This is a genomic window from Mesorhizobium sp. WSM4813 (genome assembly GCF_055811555.1).
Window position 1 is genome coordinate 24370 of sequence record NZ_JBVVQU010000043.1, and the last position, 20227, is coordinate 44596.

At 62.0% G+C, this 20227-nt stretch carries 18 protein-coding genes; 13 read left to right on the forward strand and 5 right to left on the reverse strand.

The window, feature by feature from the left end:
* The first annotated feature begins 10 nt into the window (after positions 1 to 10).
* The 6 genes from AC0L25_RS22805 to fae all read left to right on the forward strand — a co-directional run bounded on the left by AC0L25_RS22805 (position 11) and on the right by fae (position 5584).
* Complete coding sequence (locus AC0L25_RS22805; protein ID WP_473597583.1) at positions 11 to 904, forward strand: NAD(P)-dependent methylenetetrahydromethanopterin dehydrogenase; 894 nt, start codon at positions 11 to 13, stop codon at positions 902 to 904.
* Positions 882 to 2030 carry an ATP-grasp domain-containing protein gene (locus AC0L25_RS22810; RefSeq protein ID WP_473597584.1) on the forward strand — a complete coding sequence of 383 codons (1149 nt, stop codon included), beginning with the start codon at positions 882 to 884 and terminating at the stop codon, positions 2028 to 2030. Before AC0L25_RS22805 ends, AC0L25_RS22810 begins: the two co-directional genes overlap by 23 nt.
* Positions 2027 to 2983, forward strand: a complete 957-nt coding sequence (gene mch, locus AC0L25_RS22815; protein ID WP_473597585.1) for a methenyltetrahydromethanopterin cyclohydrolase — start codon at positions 2027 to 2029, stop codon at positions 2981 to 2983. The genes AC0L25_RS22810 and mch overlap by 4 nt, the downstream gene beginning before the upstream one ends.
* An 85-nt stretch (positions 2984 to 3068) precedes the next feature.
* Positions 3069 to 4025, forward strand: a complete 957-nt coding sequence (locus AC0L25_RS22820) for an ATP-grasp domain-containing protein (RefSeq protein WP_473597586.1) — start codon at positions 3069 to 3071, stop codon at positions 4023 to 4025.
* A gap of 63 nt (positions 4026 to 4088) precedes the next feature.
* Positions 4089 to 4910: a triphosphoribosyl-dephospho-CoA synthase gene (locus AC0L25_RS22825; RefSeq protein WP_473597587.1), complete on the forward strand. Its 822-nt coding sequence runs from the start codon at positions 4089 to 4091 to the stop codon at positions 4908 to 4910.
* Positions 4911 to 5077: 167 nt separating this feature from the next.
* Complete coding sequence (gene fae, locus AC0L25_RS22830) at positions 5078 to 5584, forward strand: formaldehyde-activating enzyme (protein WP_473597588.1); 507 nt, start codon at positions 5078 to 5080, stop codon at positions 5582 to 5584.
* A gap of 243 nt (positions 5585 to 5827) precedes the next feature.
* Here fae and AC0L25_RS22835 read toward each other — a convergent pair whose 3' ends face one another.
* Positions 5828 to 6526, reverse strand: a complete 699-nt coding sequence (locus tag AC0L25_RS22835; RefSeq protein WP_473597589.1) for a HisA/HisF-related TIM barrel protein — start codon at positions 6524 to 6526, stop codon at positions 5828 to 5830.
* Between the two features lie 52 nt (positions 6527 to 6578).
* On the opposite strand from AC0L25_RS22835, the gene AC0L25_RS22840 reads away from it, so the two are divergent.
* The 3 genes from AC0L25_RS22840 to AC0L25_RS22850 all read left to right on the forward strand — a co-directional run bounded on the left by AC0L25_RS22840 (position 6579) and on the right by AC0L25_RS22850 (position 11714).
* The gene (locus AC0L25_RS22840) at positions 6579 to 7613 is read left to right on the forward strand and encodes a hydantoinase/oxoprolinase family protein (protein ID WP_473597590.1); all 1035 of its coding nucleotides are present in this window, start codon (positions 6579 to 6581) and stop codon (positions 7611 to 7613) included.
* A 523-nt stretch (positions 7614 to 8136) separates the two neighbouring features.
* Complete coding sequence (locus AC0L25_RS22845) at positions 8137 to 9108, forward strand: hypothetical protein (RefSeq protein ID WP_473597591.1); 972 nt, start codon at positions 8137 to 8139, stop codon at positions 9106 to 9108.
* A complete protein-coding gene (locus AC0L25_RS22850; protein WP_473597592.1) occupies positions 9105 to 11714 on the forward strand; it encodes a DEAD/DEAH box helicase in 2610 nt (869 codons plus the stop codon). The genes AC0L25_RS22845 and AC0L25_RS22850 overlap by 4 nt, the downstream gene beginning before the upstream one ends.
* A 237-nt stretch (positions 11715 to 11951) precedes the next feature.
* Here AC0L25_RS22850 and AC0L25_RS22855 read toward each other — a convergent pair whose 3' ends face one another.
* The 4 genes from AC0L25_RS22855 to AC0L25_RS22870 are packed head-to-tail and all read right to left on the reverse strand — an operon-like array spanning position 11952 to position 16329.
* The gene (locus AC0L25_RS22855; protein ID WP_473597593.1) at positions 11952 to 12542 is read right to left on the reverse strand and encodes a DUF447 domain-containing protein; all 591 of its coding nucleotides are present in this window, start codon (positions 12540 to 12542) and stop codon (positions 11952 to 11954) included.
* A gap of 3 nt (positions 12543 to 12545) precedes the next feature.
* Positions 12546 to 13940, reverse strand: coding sequence for a DUF6513 domain-containing protein (locus tag AC0L25_RS22860; protein ID WP_473597594.1), 1395 nt, complete (start codon positions 13938 to 13940; stop codon positions 12546 to 12548).
* Positions 13933 to 14484 carry a flavoprotein gene (locus AC0L25_RS22865; RefSeq protein ID WP_473597595.1) on the reverse strand — a complete coding sequence of 184 codons (552 nt, stop codon included), beginning with the start codon at positions 14482 to 14484 and terminating at the stop codon, positions 13933 to 13935. The genes AC0L25_RS22860 and AC0L25_RS22865 overlap by 8 nt, the downstream gene beginning before the upstream one ends.
* A gap of 3 nt (positions 14485 to 14487) precedes the next feature.
* Positions 14488 to 16329 carry a (5-formylfuran-3-yl)methyl phosphate synthase gene (locus AC0L25_RS22870; protein ID WP_473597596.1) on the reverse strand — a complete coding sequence of 614 codons (1842 nt, stop codon included), beginning with the start codon at positions 16327 to 16329 and terminating at the stop codon, positions 14488 to 14490.
* A gap of 225 nt (positions 16330 to 16554) precedes the next feature.
* Between AC0L25_RS22870 and AC0L25_RS22875 the strand changes: the two genes are divergently transcribed.
* The 4 genes from AC0L25_RS22875 (at position 16555) to AC0L25_RS22890 (ending at position 20221) form a co-directional block, all read left to right on the forward strand.
* On the forward strand, positions 16555 to 17802 hold the full coding sequence (locus AC0L25_RS22875) for an ABC transporter substrate-binding protein (protein ID WP_473597597.1): 1248 nt from the start codon (positions 16555 to 16557) through the stop codon (positions 17800 to 17802).
* A gap of 66 nt (positions 17803 to 17868) precedes the next feature.
* Positions 17869 to 18795, forward strand: coding sequence for a YVTN family beta-propeller repeat protein (locus tag AC0L25_RS22880; RefSeq protein WP_473597612.1), 927 nt, complete (start codon positions 17869 to 17871; stop codon positions 18793 to 18795).
* Between the two features lie 37 nt (positions 18796 to 18832).
* Entirely contained in the window at positions 18833 to 19333 is a 501-nt protein-coding gene (locus AC0L25_RS22885) for a cupredoxin domain-containing protein (RefSeq protein ID WP_192359671.1), read from the forward strand.
* A gap of 99 nt (positions 19334 to 19432) precedes the next feature.
* Entirely contained in the window at positions 19433 to 20221 is a 789-nt protein-coding gene (locus tag AC0L25_RS22890; protein ID WP_473597598.1) for an ATP-binding cassette domain-containing protein, read from the forward strand.
* Positions 20222 to 20227 lie beyond the last annotated feature (6 nt).

The window sequence follows — 20227 nt, forward strand, 5'->3', positions numbered from 1 at the left end:
AAGGCGAGAAATGGCCCGCAAACAAATCCTGCACATGCTGACGCCATTGAAGCATATGAGCCCTTTCGACGTGAACATGGCGCTCGATGCAGGCTTCGACGCCGTCGTCCCCTATGTCGATGTAAGCCTGGGAGAGGTCACAGGCCTCGTGCAGGACGCGATCTTCTCGCGCCCGCCCGATGCGGGCGTCGATACCGGCATCTTCATCGCCGGCAAGGATGCCTCGCTGGCGCTCGACATGTTCGACGCAGCGCGAAAGGCGATGGTGCCGCCTTTCCAGGTTTCGGTATTCGCCGATCCGGCCGGCTCGTTCACCACGGCCGCGGCGATGGTGGCCAAGGTCGAAAAAGCGCTCGAGAAGAAATTCGAGCGCGGGCTGAGGGACACGAGGATCGCTGTTTTCGGCGCCACCGGCGTCGTCGGCTTCTGCACGGCCGTCATTGCGGCCAGGGAAGGCGCCCGGGTCACGCTTGTCGGTCACGACGGCATCGAAAGGGTCGAGCAGATCGCGGCCGAGATCAAAAGCCGATTCAAGATCGCCGTAGATGCGGCTGACGGATCGAGCGACGCCCGCAAGACGAAGCTGGTCGAGGCGAGCGAGGTGATCCTGGCTTGCGCCAAGGCCGGTGTCCAGGTGGTCTCGAAAGCCCAGTTGAAAGGCGATGGTCTGCTTATCGCCGCCGACGTCAATGCGGTCCCACCGGCCGGCATCGAAGGCGTGGCCGTCAATGCCAATGGCGATCCGCTCGAAGCGGCAAAAGCTGTCGGCATTGGTCCGCTTGCCATCGGCAACGTGAAATACAAGGTCGAATTCGGCCTCTTCAAAAGAATGATCGAAGCCGAAAAAACCATCACGCTCGATTTCCAGGAAGCATTTTCCCTTGCACGCGAAATCGCCAAATAACGCCGGATCTCTCCTGATCGCGGCGATTTCAGGCCGGGCGCTGGCTGCCGCCGCGCGCCGCGCCGGCTATCGTCCGCTGGTCGCCGATTTCTTTTGCGACACGGACACGGTCGCGCTCGCCGAACGCGCGACCGTGCTGCCGGGCGACCTGCAAGGTGGCATCGACGGCGAGCGCATCATCGAGACGCTTCGGCAATTGGCTGGAGACGACCGGCCGGTCGCCATTGTCCTGGGCTCGGGCTTCGAGCGGATGACGCAGACCGTAGACGAAGTCGCGCGCCATTTTCCGCTTGCTGGCAATAGCGGCGCCGCGATCCGCAGGATCAAGGACCCGCAATTGCTGGCCGCCGATTGCGCCGAGCTCGGCATTCCGCATCCGGAATTCCGATGGGACCGGCCGCCCGATCCGCAGAACTGGGTGATCAAGACCGCGGGCGGCGCTGGCGGCACGCATATCAGACAGGCCGCCGGAGAAACCCCGGTTTTACAGAGTCAGGCTCCTGGCGGCCGCTATTTCCAGCGTTTCGTTGCCGGCCGCAGCATCTCGGCCCTGTTCGTCGCCAACGGCCAAACCGCTGATATCGTCGGCTTCAGCCAACAATGGGCGTCGCCTGCCCCGGCAGCGCCCTATCGCTATGGCGGCGCCGTGCGGTTGAGACGCTTCGATCGCAGGCAGGCGGCGATGATCCGCGGCTGGCTTTCAGGTCTGGTGCGCCGCGCCGGCCTGGCTGGATTGTGCAGCGCCGATCTCATTCGCGGACCAGATGGCTACAAGCTCATCGAGATCAATCCGAGGCCAGGCGCTACCCTCGACATTTTCGACGATGCCGACGCGCCACTGATCGAAGCGCATCTGCGCGCAGCGGCAGGCAGGGCCTACCACTTGCCGCGCTTCGTCGATTCGATGGCGTCGATGGTGACGTACGCCGCGACGCCGATCGCCCAGTTTCCATCGGTTGCCTGGCCTGAATGGACTGCCGACCATCAGTCGCCCGGCACCCGTCTGATCGCCGGCGATCCTGTCTGCACCATCTTCGCGCGCGGTCCGAGCGCCGATTTGACCAGGCGGCTCATCAAGGGACAAGCCAGCCGATTGCAACACCAATGGGAAGGAGACCGGACATGAAAGACGGTTCGGCATTCCTGAACGACAATGCGCAGCGCATCATCGACGGCATGATCGGCAACGCCGAACGCCTTCGGATCGCCGTTTCCACCGGGCCATTGGGCGAGTGCCTGATCGATGCCGGCGCCAAGGCCGCCGGCGGCGTCGAGGCCGGGCTGCGCATGGCGGAAGCCGCAATGGGCGGTCTCGGTAGCATTTCGGTCTGCATGGACCGCGCGTCGCAGAAATGGCCGTTCACCGTCGAGGTGCGGTCTTCGCAGCCGGTGCTTGCCTGCCTGGGCAGCCAGTATGCGGGCTGGAACCTATCGGGCCAGGGTTATTTTGCCATGGGATCGGGACCGGCGCGGGCGCTCGCCCGCGTCGAACCGCTGTTCGAAGCCCTTTCCTATCGCGACACCGCGTCATCCGCCGTGCTGATCCTGGAGACCGCGGAACCGCCGCCCCGAGCGATCGTCGAGAAGGTCGGCAAGGCGACCGGACTGGCAACCGAAAAGCTCACCTTCCTCTATGCGCCGACACAAAGCCTTGCCGGCAGCGTGCAGATCGTTGCGCGCGCGCTAGAGGTTGCCTTGCACAAGGCCAACGATCTCAAATTTCCGCTGGAGAACGTGGTCGACGGCATCGGCACGGCGCCTATCCCCGCCCCTCACCCGGATTTCCTGACCGCCATGGGCAGAACCAACGACGCCATCATCTATGGCGGCAGCGTCCAGCTCTTCGTAAAGGGCTCGGCGAAAGACGCCAGGGATCTCGCGGAGCAACTGCCGAGCCGCGCCTCGCGGGACCACGGCCACCCCTTCGCCGAGGTCTTCAAGCGGTTCAAGGGTGATTTCTATGCCATCGATCCGCTGCTGTTCAGCCCGGCCGAAGTGATCGTTACGGCGATCGACACCGGCGATACGTTTCGCGCCGGCGAACGTGATCTGCAGATGCTCGAACGGAGCCTCGGTTAGGCCATGGCGGGGCACTGGATTAGTCTGTCATCCGCCTGCCGGGCCGCTCGTTCCGGCTCTCGGTATACCGTATCCAAGGCGTGACATGATCCCTCGCATCCTGATCGTCAGCGACGTCTCGGACGCCCGCTCCAAGGGCCTGGCGGCAAGGCTGGACCGGCGCGGCGCCGTGGTCGCAACCGTGCCGCTGGCGGCGATCGCGTTCGACACCGGCAGCCCGAGCGGACTGTCGATACCCGGCTTCGACGGCGCGCTGCCCGACGCCGTGCTTGTCCGTTCGATCGCCGCCGGATCGTTCGAAGCGGTCACCCGGCGTCTCGGCGTGCTGCACGCATTCGGCAGGCTTTCCATTCCGGTGTGGAATTCCGCACAGGCAATAGAACGCTGCGTCGACAAGTCGATGACGACCTTCCTCCTGAAGAATGCCGGCCTGCCGACGCCGCAGACATTCGCGGTCGAGGGACGTGCCATGGCCGAAGCGATCGCCGAACGCGAACTGCCGTTCGCGCCGCTGGTGATGAAGCCGCTTTTCGGCGCACAAGGCCGCGGCATCAGGCTGATCGAAACACTGTCCGATCTCCCCGCCGAGGAAGAGGTGAACTGCGTCTACTATCTCCAGCATTACGTGCCGCGTCCCGGCCCCCCTTACCGCGATTTTCGCGTTTTCGTCTGCGCCGGCGAAGTCCTGGCGATGATGAGCCGGCGTGGCGACGACTGGATCACCAACGTCAATCGCGGGGCGGTGCCCGAGCTGGTTTCGGGGCAGGTTTCGCTGCACGGCGAAACCGAATTGGCGACGCTGGCACGGGCCGCCGCCGCAGCTATCGGCGCCGATTTCGCCGGCGTCGACATCGTGCCGGCGGCCGACGGCGAGCTGTTCGTGCTGGAGGTCAACAGCATGCCCGCCTGGTCCGGACTTCAATCGGTCGTCGCGGTGAACATCGCCGATGCGATTGCCGACGCCCTGCTGAAATTCCTGGCTGATCGCACCGAGGCGACGGCGGCGCGCCCCTACCGCCTCACCGCGCCGGCGAATTCGTGACGGGCCGGTAGCATGGCGCTCTCGCGAGAACGCCTCCGGGCTGCCTACAAGGATTCCTGCCGGATGGAGATCGAGGCGTTGAAACCGGGCAACGTCCATCTGTTCGCCGACGGGCACGGCATGTCCGCTGCCCAGTTCATGACGAGCGCAGAGGTCTCGTCCGGGCCGCTGACCGATCCGCGCCTGCCGGTCGGACAGCGTATGCTGGAAGCGGTCCGCGCGACACGTCTGGCGGTCGCGACCAACACCAATCTCGGTATCATTCTTCTGGCAGGACCTCTGCTATGCGCCGCCGAAATGGCGGGCGCCCGACCCCATGACAATTGGCTGCACGACAATTGGCTGCACGACAATCTCGACGCGGTGCTGCGCGAAATGAGCATGGACGATACCAGGGCGGTGTTCGCGGCGATCGTCGCGGCCGCGCCGGGCGGGCTTGGAGAGGCCGCGAACGATGTGCGGCAGGAGCCGAAGGTTCATCTGCTCGAAGCCATGCGGGAGGCGGCCGACCGCGACATGATCGCCCGCCAGTATGCTACCTGTTTCGGCGACGTGTTCGGCGTCGGGCTCGCGGCTCTGGAAGCGGCGTTGGCACGCGGGGAAGGCGGCATGTGGCCAACAGTATTCGCCTATATGGCGTTTCTCGCAGGGTTCCCCGACAGTCATGTGGTGCGCAACCATGGAACTGAAGCCGCAAATCAGGCGCGGCAAGAAGCCCTTGACGTTCAGGCGGCGCTGCATGCCAGCGATGACGAGCCGTCACGCATTCGTCTGCTCATGGAACTGGACCGCCGGCTGAAGGCCGACAACGTCAACCCCGGCACCTCGGCCGACCTGACCGTGGCTACTCTTTTAGTCCACACCCTCGGCGTTCAGCTTGCATAATCCCAACGTTGGTGGTTGACTTTCAAGAGCGGAAGCTGGGCTTCCGCGGCTATCCAGCCAACCGGTCCGGATGTCCGGGCGCTGCCAACAAGGATAGCTGTCCATCGAGCGCTCGCTCGGTTTGCGGCGTCTTTGGACACCATAACTGTGTCTTGGAGGAAATTGGCATGGCAAAAATCTCGAAAGTAATGGTCGGTGAATCGCTGGTAGGGGACGGCAACGAAGTGGCGCATGTCGACCTGCTTATCGGCCCACGGGGGAGCGCGGTCGAAACGGCATTTTGCAACGCGCTTACCAACAACAAGGACGGCTTTACCTCCCTTTTGGCGGTGATCGCGCCCAATCTTCAGTGCAAGCCCAACACCGTGATGTTCAACAAGGTCACGATCAAGGGCGCCAAGCAGGCCGTGCAGATGTTCGGTCCGGCCCAGCATGCGGTTGCAAAGGCCGTGCAGGACAGCGTCGCCGAGGGAATCATTCCCACCAGTGAGGCGGACGATCTGTTCATCTGCGTCGGCGTTTTCATCCACTGGGATGCGGCAGACGACGCCAAGATCCAGAAGTACAATTACGAAGCGACAAAGGAAGCCATCCAACGCGCCGTCTCGGGAACGCCGACGGCCGCCGAAGCCACGGATAAGCGGGACCAGGTGAAGCATCCGTTCGCGGCTTAGACAAGAGACAGCCCCGCACAGATAAAACCCTCCGCGGAGCCGGATGGTCTGTTGCGCCGCCTGAAGAAGTTTCTGGGCCTTTAGAGCATCGGACAAAAACTGTCCTCGGGCCTGCCCGAGGGTGGACCGGTTTGGGAAATCCGATGTTCCAGCAAAGCGATAGAGCGCCGAGACGATCGACTTGAGAGCCCGCCGCTCTACAAGGCCCAGTTTCCGAGGCCGAAGTTCGAGGTTACGCGAACGTCAGGTACCAAGCGTTGCGAGGTGCCCTGGCGTGAGCGTGCCGTCATGCAGCGAGGTCGCGACCAGCGCCGCGGCGATACCGAGTGACGAAAGGGCGCGAATGTCAGCCTCGTTGCGCACCCCGCCGGCCGCGATCACGGAGCGGCTTCCAGCCTTCGCCTTGATCGCCTCGAGCCGCGTGAAGTCGGGACCGGAGGCGGAGCCGACCTTGGCCAATGTCATGACGATCACCTTTTGCGGCCAAAGCTCCGGCTCGTCGAGAAATGATGCCGGGCCGCGAAACCCGTCGTCGAAGAAATCCAGCGACAGGATAAGCTCCGGATGATCGCGAAAACGCCGAAACAGCGCGTCGTCTTGCTGCGATTCGGAACCCAGGACCGGGTAAAGCCAGGGTTCGGCAAGTGCTGCCGAAAGGGTTTTCTCGTCGGCGATGCCGGCATCGACCCAAAGCTCCGGCGGCTCCGCCATCGCCTTCAACCGGGCAAGCGCGCCGCTGTTTGGCGTTCCGCCTTCGATGGCATCCAGGTCGGCGATATAGAAGGTCGGAAAAGCGTAAAGTCCGCGCAGGCCCTCAGTGACCGCGATTACATCGGAGCTTTGGCTGAGCGGCGTGACGATCGGCTTGTAGCGATCGCGTTTTCCTTGTTGGGCGCGGACCACTTCGCCGCCTTTCAGGTCGAGAACCGGAATGATACGCAACGCTTTTCTCGCTGACCAACTGCCCTGTCCAACTGTGATGAAAGCTTGAAGTGTGGAAAAAAGAAAGAGCATCGTTGCCGGCTTCGATATTGGCGGCGCGCATCTGAAGGTGACGCGCGCGCAAGACGGCCGCATCGTCGAGGCAGTAACGATCGCCACGCCGCTTTGGCTGGGGCTCGACAATTTGACCTCGGCATTCGAGGAAACGGCTCCGATTTATGCGGGCGCCGATCTCAACGCATTCACCATGACCGGCGAACTGGCTGATATCTTTCCGTCCCGCGATGCCGGCGTCGCAGCTCTGCTGGATGAAATTTCAACCCGTTTCCCAGGCGAAAAACTGATCTATGCCGGGCGGTCCGGCTTTGTCGGGGTCGAGCAGGCAGCGCGGCTGAGCGCCGATGTCGCCTCCGCCAACTGGCATGCGACAGCGTCGTTGGTGGCAAAACTCGCCGGCGATGCCCTGTTCGTCGATATGGGCTCCACCACCACCGACATTATCGCCGTCAGGAATGGCGCCGTCGCCAATGACGGCTACACCGATGCCGGACGGCTTCTGAGCGGCGAACTGGTTTATACCGGCTTCACCAGGACGTTCCTGTTCGGTGTGGCCTCGTCTGCCCCCGTCCGCGGCAAGCTGACACCGCTGATGAACGAGTATTTCGCCTCGATCGCCGACGCGCACCGGATCCTGGGGGTGCTCGACGAGAAGGACGACAGGCACGCCACCGCCGACGGCAAGGAAAAGACGATCGACGGTTCGATAGCGCGACTGGCGCGCATGATCGGGCGCGACGCAGCCGACCTGACGCTGCCGGAATGGCGTGAAGTCGCGCGCTGGTTCAGCGAACAGCAGTTGCGCAAGATCCACGACGCAGCGTCCCTGGTTGCCGGATCCCTTGCCCGGGATGCGCCGATCGTCGGCGCCGGAACCGGCCGCTGGCAGATCAGGCGATTGGCCGAACGCATGGAACGCCGCTTCGTCGATTTCGCCGAGATCATCCCCGCGGATGACGCCGTTCGCGGCGAAGCCAGCAGCGTGGCACCTGCGTCAGCGGTGGCGCTGTTGGCGGGATCGCAATTGTAGGCGCTCTATCATGGCCACCCGATCAATCGGGGAGATGAGATACCGCCCTGGAATTGGCCCGGCTTGAAATATCTCAACCCGTACCAGCGCATCCAAAATCGGACCGCGCGCAGGGTCGCAACAGGGTTGAAAGCTGACGTTCGGCACCCGCTCGGCGCATGTCCGCTTCGCGCCTGGTGTCGGTCATAGAACTCGGTTCGACCGCGTCATCAAAGCCGACATCCGGAGGAGGTGGTAAATCGCGACTGTAATAATTCCAGACAAAGTGATCGATAGCTGGCTTTGGCCTCGGCGTGCGCCGCTCCCATACGCTCTCAAGGTGCGCTTGGCGCGGCATTATGTGCAGTCCATCTGACAAAAGTCCGTGCGCCGACCCTCTTGGCTGGACGCACGCCCTACGTTGCTAAGCCCTTTTGCGCTCCAACGCTTGGCTCGACATAGGCAAACCTTTTCTTTAGGCTTCGGGCGAGGCTTGGGGAGGAATGATGAAAGTTGAGGTTCCAGCGGGACCGACGTCTCACGCATGGCGCTCTTTGCGCGAGAACTGCGGAAGATCCAACCGAAAGAAGAGATCCAGCTAGATTTCGGTGAGGTGAAGTTCACTTCGCCGGCTTGGCTTGCGATTATCGGCGGATCCTTGCGCCAGCTGAAGATTGACCATCCTAAGGTAAAGCGCCGCGCCCTCGACTATAAGCACCTAAGCTACGCTGCCCACATGGGGTTTTTCGACTATCTCGGCCTCAATTTCGGATCGCCACTTGGTGCCGCGCTTGGCAGCGAAACCTATGTGCCGCTGACCGAACGTTTTACAGGCGAGGTCCGTCGCGCTGCTGCGGAGAAAATGGTCCCAGTTGGCGAGCATATCCATACCGAGGCGGAACGGTTGGCCGCAGTACTGACCCGTACTGACAGTGGTGCCCTGCAAGACACGTTAGCTTTTACTATCCGGGAGATCATCCGCAACGTCATCGAACACAGCGAGGCGCATAGCTACACCTTCGCAGCCCAGTACTGGCCAAGCCGGCAGGAGGTCGAAATGGTCGTATCGGATCAGGGTATAGGCTTAGCACAATCCCTCCGGCAAAATCCCACTCTATCGATTGAGAGCGATGGGGACGCCCTAACCACGGCGATCCAACCTGGGATGTCGTCAAAGGCGTGGCGTAAATCGCGCCACCATGATGATTGGGCTAATAGCGGTTACGGTCTCTTTATGACTGAAGGTCTCTGTCGGCTCGGGGGTACTTTCCAATTGATGAGCGGCGACGTTGTGCTCGACATAAGGGGTGCCGAGAAGCAACTCCACCCCGCTTCCTGGTCTGGCACGGTCGTGGTTCTTCGACTGGACACCGGCCAACTTCGTGCCTTGAGTGAAACCCTCCAAGACCTTAGAAATGAAGGGCACCGCTTGGAGCGAGCTGCCAAGGGATATTCCGTTGGCCCCTCGCGCGCTTCGCAAACAAGCAAGCCCCGGAGCTGGACGCCTCAATCATGACCAACCTTCTCGAAGCGTTTGGAGCGATGTTGACGGCAGCCGATCTGACAATCGTCGAAGAACTGACCAGCCCCCCGCGAGCCGAACGGCGCGGTCCCATTCCTGGCGCCTACATTAATGGTCCCCTGAGCCCCTGGCTTCGCAATGGGTTGGCACCGGATGGTACAATATGGCGTCATCAAGGCATGGCCTTACAGTTGCTCGAAAACGGCGAGAACATCGCCGTAGCTACCAGCACTGCCTCGGGGAAATCCCTCATTTTCCAATTGGCGGTCGCACAAGAATTGTTGGCGGGTTCGGGCACCGCACTTGTGCTCTATCCTCTAAAGGCGTTGCTGGCCGATCAGGCGCAGCGCTGGCGGCGGCTCTCGGATGATCTGGGTCTACCGAAAGACACCGTTGCCGAGCTTCACGGGCAAATTGACTTTGAAGACCGGGCTGACGCGGTTCGCAAGGCCAGGGTAATCCTGGCAACGCCCGACATCATCCAGGCGTGGCTCATGCGGCAGGTCGCCACACCGATGGTGCGCGAAATGCTTTGTAGTCTTCGCTTCCTGATCCTTGACGAAGCTCATACCTACGAATCAGTCTTTGGCAGCAACGTCGCCTACCTCCTTCGCAGGGTCCTTGCGGCGCGTCGACGTGCCTGCCGGGACCGAAACGTCAGCCGAAAATTTCAAGTCATCGGCGCTACCGCCACAATTTCAGACCCTGCCGAACATCTCGAAAACCTCACTGGATGGCCCTTTGCGGTCGTGGGGGATGAAGATGATGGATCACCCAGCCACGGACGGAGATTGTTGCATATCGAAGGGCCAGATGGCGGGGCCGCCGCCGAGGCTATGATCGTGGATGTCTGCTCGCGTCTAGTGGGCAGGTCAAACGATGGCACTTTCATAGCTTTTCACGACTCTCGCCAAGGGGTCGAACGGGTGGCCAGGGCCGTTGATGAAGACGACGTACTACCCTACCGGAGCGGATATGAGGCTAAGGATCGCCAATCCATCGAGCGACGTTTGCGGGCCGGGTCGCTCAGGGGTGTCGTGTCTACTCCAGCACTGGAACTGGGAATAGACATCTCCAGTTTCCTTCTAGGCCTCAACGTGGGCGTGCCGCAGTCAAAAAAGGCGTTTCGACAAAGAATTGGACGCGTTGGGCGTGCGGCGCCGGGCGTGTTCGCCGTGATCGCGCCGAGGCACGCATTCACGCGCTTTGGCTCCAGCTTTTCCGACTACTACGCCGGGTCAGTTGAGCCTTCCCATTTGTATCTTGCAAACAGGTTCATCCAATTTGCGCAGGCGCGCTGCTTGATGGATGAAAGTGAAGGGCTCGGGAGCGACCTCAAAGAGCCGCCGCCTGGCGTATCGTGGCCCGACAGCTTTGGAGGCGTGTTCGATCTCGCAAAACCTGGCGCTAGGCGGCCGCGTGAGTTTGATTTTATAGCTCAATTAGGAGCTGACAATCCACATCAGAACTATCCGCTACGGCAGGTTGGCGAGCCCAATTACGTTATCAAGACGAAAGGCGGTGAGGATGACGTCGGCAACATTGCATTAAATCAGGCGATCCGCGAAGCCTATCCAGGAGCCACCTATCTGCACTATCGCCAACCCCTTCGAGTGCTTGAGTGGCGCACCAGTTTCGACCGCTCCATCCGTGTAGAAGAGGCCAAAAAGGCGCCACCCACGAAGCCAATGTTGCGTAAGACCGTCAACGTAGGTTTTGGCCCGGATGAAATCGTCGGAGGAAGAATTCAGAGCAGTGCGAGCGGACTGCTTGCCGAGGTCTTCCTACAAGTGAACGAGTCCGTCGAGGGTTATCGTATTGGCCCTAACACTTTTGCCTATCGAGACTTGCGGCAAAGCAACCCTAAGATGTCTCGTAAACAGCGGGAGTTCCGCACTACGGGGGTGGTATTAAAAATCTCGGAAGATTGGTTTGCCGGAAGTGGCACGGTCCAAGCTACAAATCGGGCGCTTGTGGCGACGGCCCTGGCCGATCTCCTCAAACGTGAACGCAGTGTTTCCCAAAATGACATCGATCATGCTGCGACGCACATCGCAATTTATCAGAACGGCGCCCTGAGCCGCGCTACCGACACGATTGTAGTTTATGACAGTATATACGGCGGGCTGAGGCTCACCGAGCCGCTCTATAATGCGTTTCCCGAATATCTGATGAAGCTACACAATGCGGCCGAGTTGGCCGGGGACGCCGCGGCCTTACCGCTGGTGCTTACGAAAAAACTTCGAGCTTGGACGTTGGACTTGCAACAGGGGACCGCTGGCCCAGAGCGCACGCTGGTAGCCCCAGACGGCGAATTGATCGTATACGCGCCTGGAAGCATCGTCTCCGTGATGCAGAACGGTGCTCTCCTGGAACGAACATTAATTGGTCCACAAATGCTCCCTTTCGGTGGTTCCGAGATGCTCGTCTACAGTTATGAAACAGGTCGAGGAGTCTTGGGAATGGTGCCGCACGACCATCCAGCAGACTGGTCAAGATTGGTCGATGGCTTACTGGGATCCCATCACAAACAAGATCAGACCAACCGACCAAGAAGACGGAGTTTTCTGATTTCCGTGGGTGCCGCAATGAACGCGTAGGAACGACGCGGTCGTTCTTGTGACCGACATAAACCCATCAGCGGATCAGCCGCTTAGCGATTACATGGTGCTGGTGCCGAAAACCGACAGTCAGCAATCCGGCTCCACTCCGGTCATCGTGCATACCGGGCTCAATGCCTGCAAAAGGATCGAACACCGCCGTTTGAGATCACCGCCACCGCGTATCACGCTAAAACGCGTCAGCCCGGACGCTTATCCAGGTTCAGCATCTCCGGTTCACCCCCGCGCATCCTCGCCGCTGGCATCCTTGCCCGACAGGTGATCGCCGACGCGCTGCATCAGCCAGCCCCAGGCTTCCTTTTCGCCCTCGCCCGCGGTCTTTTCGATGGCGATCGAAAGGTATGCTATCTCCGCCTCGATCTTGTCGCGCGGCAGCATGCCGAGCCGGCTGACCAGGATGGCCAGTTCCAACACCGCCGCCTTGGCGCGGTTGAAGCCGGTGAACGGCGCATGCGTTGCCTCCTGCACCACGCGACAGAAATGGCGAGGCCGCATAGCGTCGTCATCGATACTCTCGACTTCGAGGACCGAATGCGCGAGCGCCGCTTCGAGCCGCGGCACCGGAAACCCGTCGACCGCAACCGTTGGCCAATCCTTGCGCCCGGTCAGGCAGCCGGCAAAGATACGCACGTCATCGGTGTAATTGGCGATGGCGAACGGCACTTCGGCGAGATTGTCGAGCGTGACCGAGGGCCGGAACGGCGCAATGATCCAGCCGTCCTTCTCGGCGATGATGCCGATCGGCGCGATGTGGAGATCACCGGCCTTGTTGACGGTGGTGATGATCGATTCGCGAATATACGACATGGTTTAGCGCTCTTTCTTCGCGCGGAGCGTGTGGCCCGCTTCCGCAAGACGGGTGCGGTCGGTTTCGGGAGCCGGCGCGGCAACGCCCCATGCGAGCGGCTCGTCCTGCACATAGCGCTTGCCGAGGCGCCACGCGATCTCGGCCTTCATCAGTTCCGCGCCGAGATAGAACGCGTGTGCGCCATCCGCCTCAACGCCAAGCCCGGTAAAGAGTTCAAACGCATCCGTGGCAACCGCATGCCCCTTGCCGTTGAAAACATGGATGCCGTCCTCGGCAGTCATGATGCGGAAGTTGGTGTCGCGCACCTCGGCCGCGAGTGCTGCGATATCCTCGGTCGAGGCCGTAAACGGCTTGCGGTCGTGAACCTGCAGCAGCCCTGGATGGTAACTCCGCGGCAGCGCACCGTCATTCTTCGCGGCAAACAGGATGCGGCGGGCAATATCGTGCTCCTCGATCGTTCGCAGCGTGTGCGGGCTGACATGCACGGCAAGCACGTTTTTGATCTGAAGTTCGGAGCAGAGCCCGGCCAGAACCGCGGTGACACCGGAACTGTCGGCGTCGGTCAATTCGGTGAGATTGCCGGTGCCCATCAGCAGTTCGACCTCGGGCCAGCGCCGCCTCGCCTCGATGAAGCGCGCAAGTGACGCCGCAAAGCCGAAATGGATCGGGTCGAGCACGGGATCGGCGATGAAAGCGACGCCGGCCTTTTGCGCCGCTTCGATGGCCCGCCCGAGCGAATCCAAATCGCCTGGGGTAGACGGGATCAGCACTGGTACAGCCTTGTGGTCGAAGGCCAATGGCAGCGTGTTCTCATCGAGGCTGAGCAGATAGTCCGCTCCGGCGCGTGCGCCGATCGACAGTTCGTCCGTGCTGGCGGAATCGACGCTGACCCGAAATCCCTGTGTTTTCAGCTCGAGCACGGCCTGTTCCAGCAATGGAAACGGCGTTTCCGGCAGGCAGCCGAGATCGATGACATCGGCCCCGGCCGCGGCCAGCCTTCGTGCCCTCGCCACCAGCGCCTCGATCGACAGCATCGGCGCATCGACGATTTCGGCGAAGATGCGCATGTCGTGATGCGAAAGGTCAGGCGGCTCGCCCGCCCGGCCGAGAAAGCCCGGCAGATCGGCGATCTCGTCGGGACCGCGCACGAAAGGCACGCCGAAATGGTTCGACAGATGCTCGATGTCCCCGCGATAGCGTCCGGGCAGGATGACGCGGTCGGTGCCGCCTGTCAGGGTGAGCCGCCGCTTGATGATGTCTTCGCTCATCAGCGCCGCGACCTTGACGCCGATGTCGATGATCTCCCACGCAAATTCGGTTTCGCCCAGCCCAGTCAGCAGCCTTTCCAGCCGGACCTTGGCCAGATGGCCGGTAAGAAAGGCCAGCCGCTCAGCCATGGCTTGCGAGTTCGGCGTGGCGCCGTCTGACCGAGGCTTCGAGTTCGGCGAGCGACTCGACCACCTCGGTGCGCTCGAAACTCTTCAATTGTCTGGTATTCTCCAGGTCGATGCTGCGCGGATAGACCTTGACCAGCCCATGCGGTGCCATGGTTTCGAGTTCCGGCGCGGTGTCGCAGGCAAAGACGATGGCCGGCACCCGGCATTTTCCCGCCTGGGCAAAGACGTTGGTGGCGAGCGTGTCGGAAATGCCGTGCACGCATTTGGCGACCGTGTTGGAACTGGCCGGCGCCACCACGACCGTATGATAGACACCATGATAGAATTCGCCGACCGGGATCGCGCTCGCCGTCTTGTCGTGCAGCACGCGCGTCGTCTCCGGAAAATCGAGCTTGAGCTTATACATGCGCAGCACTTCGTTGGCGGCTTTCGACACGAAGACATCGCAATGTTCGAGTTGGTGAATGAGTGCGAAGCTCTCCGTAAAAAAATGACCGGAACCGGTCAGAACCCATGCCCAGCGCGGCGTATGCAGCGTCGCCATCGCCTACCCTGCTTTTCTTGCCGACCGGATCGGAGCCGCGATCCGGATGCCGGGCAGATTGCCCGACGCCAGCAGCGCCCCGGCTTGGGCTGCATCTTTCGGACCGGCGAGATGGAAATCGACACCGTCGGGCAGCATGGCGGCGAAACCGGCGTCGACGATGCCTCTGACTGCCAGGCTGTCGATCGTGTCGCTGCCGAGGAAGGCGCCGGTCTGCTTGATCAGCAGCAGCGCATTCGAGCCGAGCTTGCGGGCAAGCCAGGCGGCAAGGGAATCGGAGGTAATATCCCAGGACGCCGGAATGTCCGGCGCCGACAGGGCCAAGGACGACGGCAGCCACACCGGCACCTTCCCCGCGTCCAACGTCCGCAGCATTTCTTCCAGCGACCGTGCCGGCGCCAGCCTTTCGTCACGGTCGAGGATGACCTGGGCGAACTGCTCCATGGCGAGGATCGCCATGGCGTGGGCAGCGGTGTCGGAAAAATCCATGCGGAACTGCGTCTCGCGCACCTGGTCGGCGAACAGCCCGCCGCCGGGCACGATGACGATCGGCAGCTTGGAACCCGCCAGCGCCGCGATCCAGCTTTCCATTTCCGCCGCATGGACCGTGCTGCCGCCAAGCTTGACGACGGCTGGCTTGACCGCGGCTCGCCTCACGACCTCAGGCCTTTCCTGTCGCGGCTGGGAAGCAGCGCTTTGCTCTTTTCGGCCGGCAGGGCCGGAGGCAACGCCGCGGCCTGCCGCTTGGCGCTTGCGTTCGATCTCGACGCCGACGCCGCCTGGGCCGAGTTCGAGTTTTTCCACCCTTACCGTGACGCGCACGACACGCGGGTTCTCCAGAATGTAGGTCGCCACCTGCTCGGCCAAAGCCTCGCTAAGCTGGATGTGGCCTCGCGCGACGATGGTGCGAATGCCATCCATGATGATGTCGTAGGAGAACACATGGCGCATGTCTTCGGGATGGTCAGTGACTTGCAGCACGTCGGCGGTCACGTCGAAACGCACCTTCTGTGTATGGCCGTGCTCGAAACTGTAAGCGCCGATCTGGACCGGCAGGACAAAGTCCCGCACGAATATCTTGTCGGTGCCCAGTGTCGGGTCGGTGCCCGGCGAATAGCCCCTCGCCGCCAGCAAGCGGTAGTCGACGCTCGACGCGCCGCCGGCCCGGGATGCTTCCGGGACCAGCTCGCGGATCTGCGAAACCGCCTCGGCACTGATCGAACCCACGCGGCCGGAGTCGCCGCACAGCGCCCCGCGAAAGCCGAGAAAATCGGGAGCGAAGGGCAGCAGGCGCGGAATGTCCGGGGCTTCCAGCGATCCGCTCAGGCCGACCATGAGACCGAGCGATTTCGTTCGATCGATGAGCCCCGGGATACGCTCGGGCGGCAGATGGTCGAGCAGCCGCCCGTTTGCCTTGTTCGCAGTGTCGACCATGGCGCCGTGGAAGCGATGGTTGGCAAACTTCGGCAGAAGCTCGAAATCCGGCGCCAGATCGGCGAAAAGCACCGCGATCAGCTTCGTTCGCGCGGCGAGCGGCTCGAGCGCCTTCGCACAAGCGGCCGCATTTGCCGACGGAAAAAAGCCTATCTTGACGTAATCGACGCCGGTCGCAGCAATCTCTTCGGCCTTGGCGCGGATCGTCTCGGGTTCCATCGGCAGGTCGCCGCAGACCGCGCTGACCGGCGCCCGGCCGGCGATGAATGAAATCGTCCGGTGGATGGTTTGCGTGGATACCGCGCCCAGCGCCCCCGCCTTCGGATCCTTCAGGTCGACAATGTCGACGCCGCCTGAAAGCGCGATCTCCGCCTCGTCGACGCCGGTGACACTGGCCAGCATTCTGGTCATTGCAGGACTTTCTTCGGCATGAGGGACAGGACGTTCTCGGGCCCGAATACCGACATCCGCTCAGTTGCCGTTCCGGCGAGCAGGCATGGCACTAAAGCAGACGCGAGACGTCCACTTTCAGGGTTTGATAAAATTTGCCGGTCAGCTAAGCTCATCACGGGCACCTTGACTTCGCGCCGGTCCGACAACAATCGGACTTTAGCGCAAGAACGGGTAATTTTATCGATGACGAGCGCGGTGCCGGGCACTCTCGCGGCCTTTTTGTGCTTTTTTTCCCTGACCGTCAACGTTCCGGGCGCGCTAGCCCAGGAAGAGACGGGCAAGCAGCCAACCGCAACGGCCAAGCCGGAAAAAAAGATAACCGAAATCAAGATAGGCTATTTGCGCGCTTATGCGCCGCAGCTGGCCCTGTCGGTGCTCGACGTCCCGCCGCGCGATGAAGGCGTTGCCGGCGGCAATGTGGCGATTGCCGACAACAACACGACCGGCAGCTTCCTCGGCCAGAAATTCAGCCTCGACGTGACCGAGGTAAAGCCGGACGCGGACGTCGTTGCAGCCTTCCAGGACATGATCGCCAAAGGCGACCGCTACGTGGTCGCAGACCTCTCGGTCAAACAATTGCTATCGATCGCCGATCTTGCCCGCGACAACGGCATTCTGATCTTCAATGCCGGCGCCTCCGACGATAGTCTTCGCGAGGAGCAGTGCCGCGCCAACGTCTTCCACACCATCCCGACGCGCAGCATGCTGGCCGACGGGCTGGCGCAATATCTCATCTGGAAGCAATGGCGGCGCTGGGTGCTGATCTACGGCTCGCACGAGCGCGACCAGCTTTTTGCCGAGGCGCTGCGCCGGGCGGCGACGCGCTTCGGCGGCGAGATCGTCGGCGAAAAGCTGTTCGAGGATACCGGCACGGCACGGCGGACCGATTCCGGCGTCGTCCAGATCCAGCGGCAGATGCCAGTCTTCACCCAGGATCTGCCGGAGCACGATGTGTTGCTGGTCGCCGACGAAAGCGAGGTGTTCGGCACCTATGTTCCGTTCCGCACCTGGACTCCCCGGCCGGTCGCCGGCACCGCCGGCCTCACCCCGTCGGCCTGGCATCCGGCCAGCGAGCAATGGGGCGGCACCCAGATCCAGAACCGCTTCGCCAAGGCAAACGGCCGCCGCATGATGTCGAAGGACATGGCGGCGTGGACCGCGGTGCGCATCCTCGGCGAGGCAGCGACCCGCACGGGTGCCGACCCGCGCAAGATGGCCGACTTCATCCGCTCCGACGATTTTTCGATCGCCGCCTTCAAAGGGCAGAAACTGACCTTCCGCAAGTGGAACCAGCAGTTGAGGCAGCCGATCTTCCTCGGCGACACCAGGTCAGTCGTCTCGACATCGCCGCAGGAAGGTTTTTTGCACCAGGTATCCGAGCTCGATACGCTCGGGGTCGATGAGCCGGAAACAAAATGCGTGCTTGAGTAGAACCAATTGGGAGGAATTTCAGTGCAGAGACGAGCTTGCGCACTCGCCATTCTCGCGACCGGCTTCATGGCCGGCCCGGCGTCGGCCTACATGGCTTATGTTTCCAACGAGAAGGACAACACGATGTCCGTCGTCGACACCACGACGATGCAGGTGGTGAAGACCGTAAATGTCGGGCAGCGGCCGCGCGGCATCACCATCTCGCATGACGGCAAACACATTTATCTCTGCGCCAGCGACGATGATTCGATCGAGGTGATCGACACGGCGTCGCTGGAGATCGTCGATACCTTGCCCTCCGGGCCTGACCCGGAGCTCTTCGTGCTCTCGCCTGACGGCAAGACGCTTTATGTCGCCAATGAGGACGACAATCTCGTCACCGTCATCGACATCGAGAATAAGAAGGTGCTGGCTGAGATCCCGGTTGGGGTCGAACCGGAAGGCATGGGCGTCAGCCCGGACGGAAAGACCATGGTCAATACGTCGGAAACGACAAACATGGCGCATTTCATCGATACGACGACCCACGAAATCACCGACAACGTGCTGGTGGATGCGCGTCCGCGCTTCGTCGAGTTCACGCCCGACGGCAAGCAGGCCTGGGTGAGTGCCGAGATCGGTGGCACGGTTTCGGTGATCGACAATCAAACGCGCGAAGTTGTCCAGAAGATCACCTTCGAGATATCAGGCCTGAGGGCCGAATCCATCCAGCCGGTCGGTGTGCGCATCACCGCCGACGGCAAGAAAGCCTATGTCGCGCTCGGACCGGCCAACCGCGTCGCGGTGATCAATACGCAGACATATGAGGTCGAGAAATACGTGCTGGTCGGCCAACGCGTGTGGCAGCTCGCCTTCACCCCGGACCAGAAGACCATCATCTCGACCAACGGCGTGTCGAACGACATCACCTTCATCGACGTGGAAACCGACGAGCCGGTGCAGTCGGTGACCGTCGGCGCGCTGCCGTGGGGCGTCGTCGTCTCGCCCAATTGAATCAAACAGGCAGAAAAACAGCAGAAGGCAGGAAATCATGCGGAAATTTCGGGCAGTCGCTTTCGCGGCGCTGGTGGGCATGGCACTCACGCAGGGCCAAGTCTGGGCGCAGGACAACGACGATGACGACGACGCAGCCGCCGGCGCGGCCACCAAAACTGACGCCAGCCCCGAAGCCGAGAAGGCAACCCGGGCCAGCAAGGACGTGCCGGAACTTATCCTCGGCAGCAAGGAAGACCAGTTCACCGCCAACCAGAAGGACTTCCAGCTGATCGCCGGCCAGGGCTATCGCTGGAAGATTACCGCGGCGGGCGGGCTGGAGTACAAATTCCATACCGACCTCTTCCGCAATGTGTGGAACAACCAGATCGTCATCAACGACCTCGAGGTGCACATGAACGGCGCACCCGCATGGCTCGAATTCGACGCCGACGGCACCATCCAGGTACAATTCACCACCGTGAGGCCCGGCATCTACACATGGTCGGTGCCCGACCTCGCCGACAGAGGCATGAAGGGCACGATCACGATCAAGTAGGGTGACCGGAAGCAGGACCTGCGCGATCGGGCCCGGTGCGCTAGACTCCTGGTGCGCTAGGTGCGTTAGACTATCGTCGACGACAAGGAGCCAGCCGGCGTGCAGCATGTGAGGACAAGCGGACCAGGAGATGAGGTAGCGGCGCTCGACGTCGCGGGCGTCAGCCATTCTTATGGTCCGAAGCGGGCGCTCAACAACGTCTCATTCTCGATCGCGCCGGCGACTTTCACCGTTCTCCTCGGCCTCAACGGCGCCGGCAAGACAACTCTGTTCTCGCTGATCAGCCATCTTTACGACACGCGCCGCGGATCGATCCGCATCTTCGGCCATGACGTCAGCCGCGCTTCGGGCGAGGCGCTCAGGCGTGTCGGCATCGTGTTCCAGGCACGCACGCTCGACCTCGATCTCAGCGTCCACCAGAACCTCTCCTATCATGCGTCGCTGCATGGCATCGGCGGACGCGAGGCCCGGCAGCGTATTGCCGCGCTGCTCGACACGGTCGACATGCAGGGCCGGCAGCATGACAAGGCACGCAGTCTTTCCGGCGGCCAGATGCGACGCATCGAGATCGCCAGGGCGCTGCTCCACCGCCCTTCCCTGCTGCTGCTCGACGAGGCGACCGTCGGTCTCGACATTCAGTCGCGCGCAGGCATTCTCGCCACCATCCGCAAGCTCGTCGAAACCGAGGGCATTGGCGTGCTGTGGGCGACGCATCTGATCGACGAGGTTGAAGACGGCGACCATGTCGTCGTGCTGCGGCAGGGCGAACTGGTCGCCAAGGGCAAGGTTGCCGATGTCGTCAGGACGAGCGGCGCCGGTTCGATCCGCGACGCCTTTTCGAGGCTCAGCCGCATCGAAACCGCCGGCATTGCGGAGATATCGCCATGAGCGCTC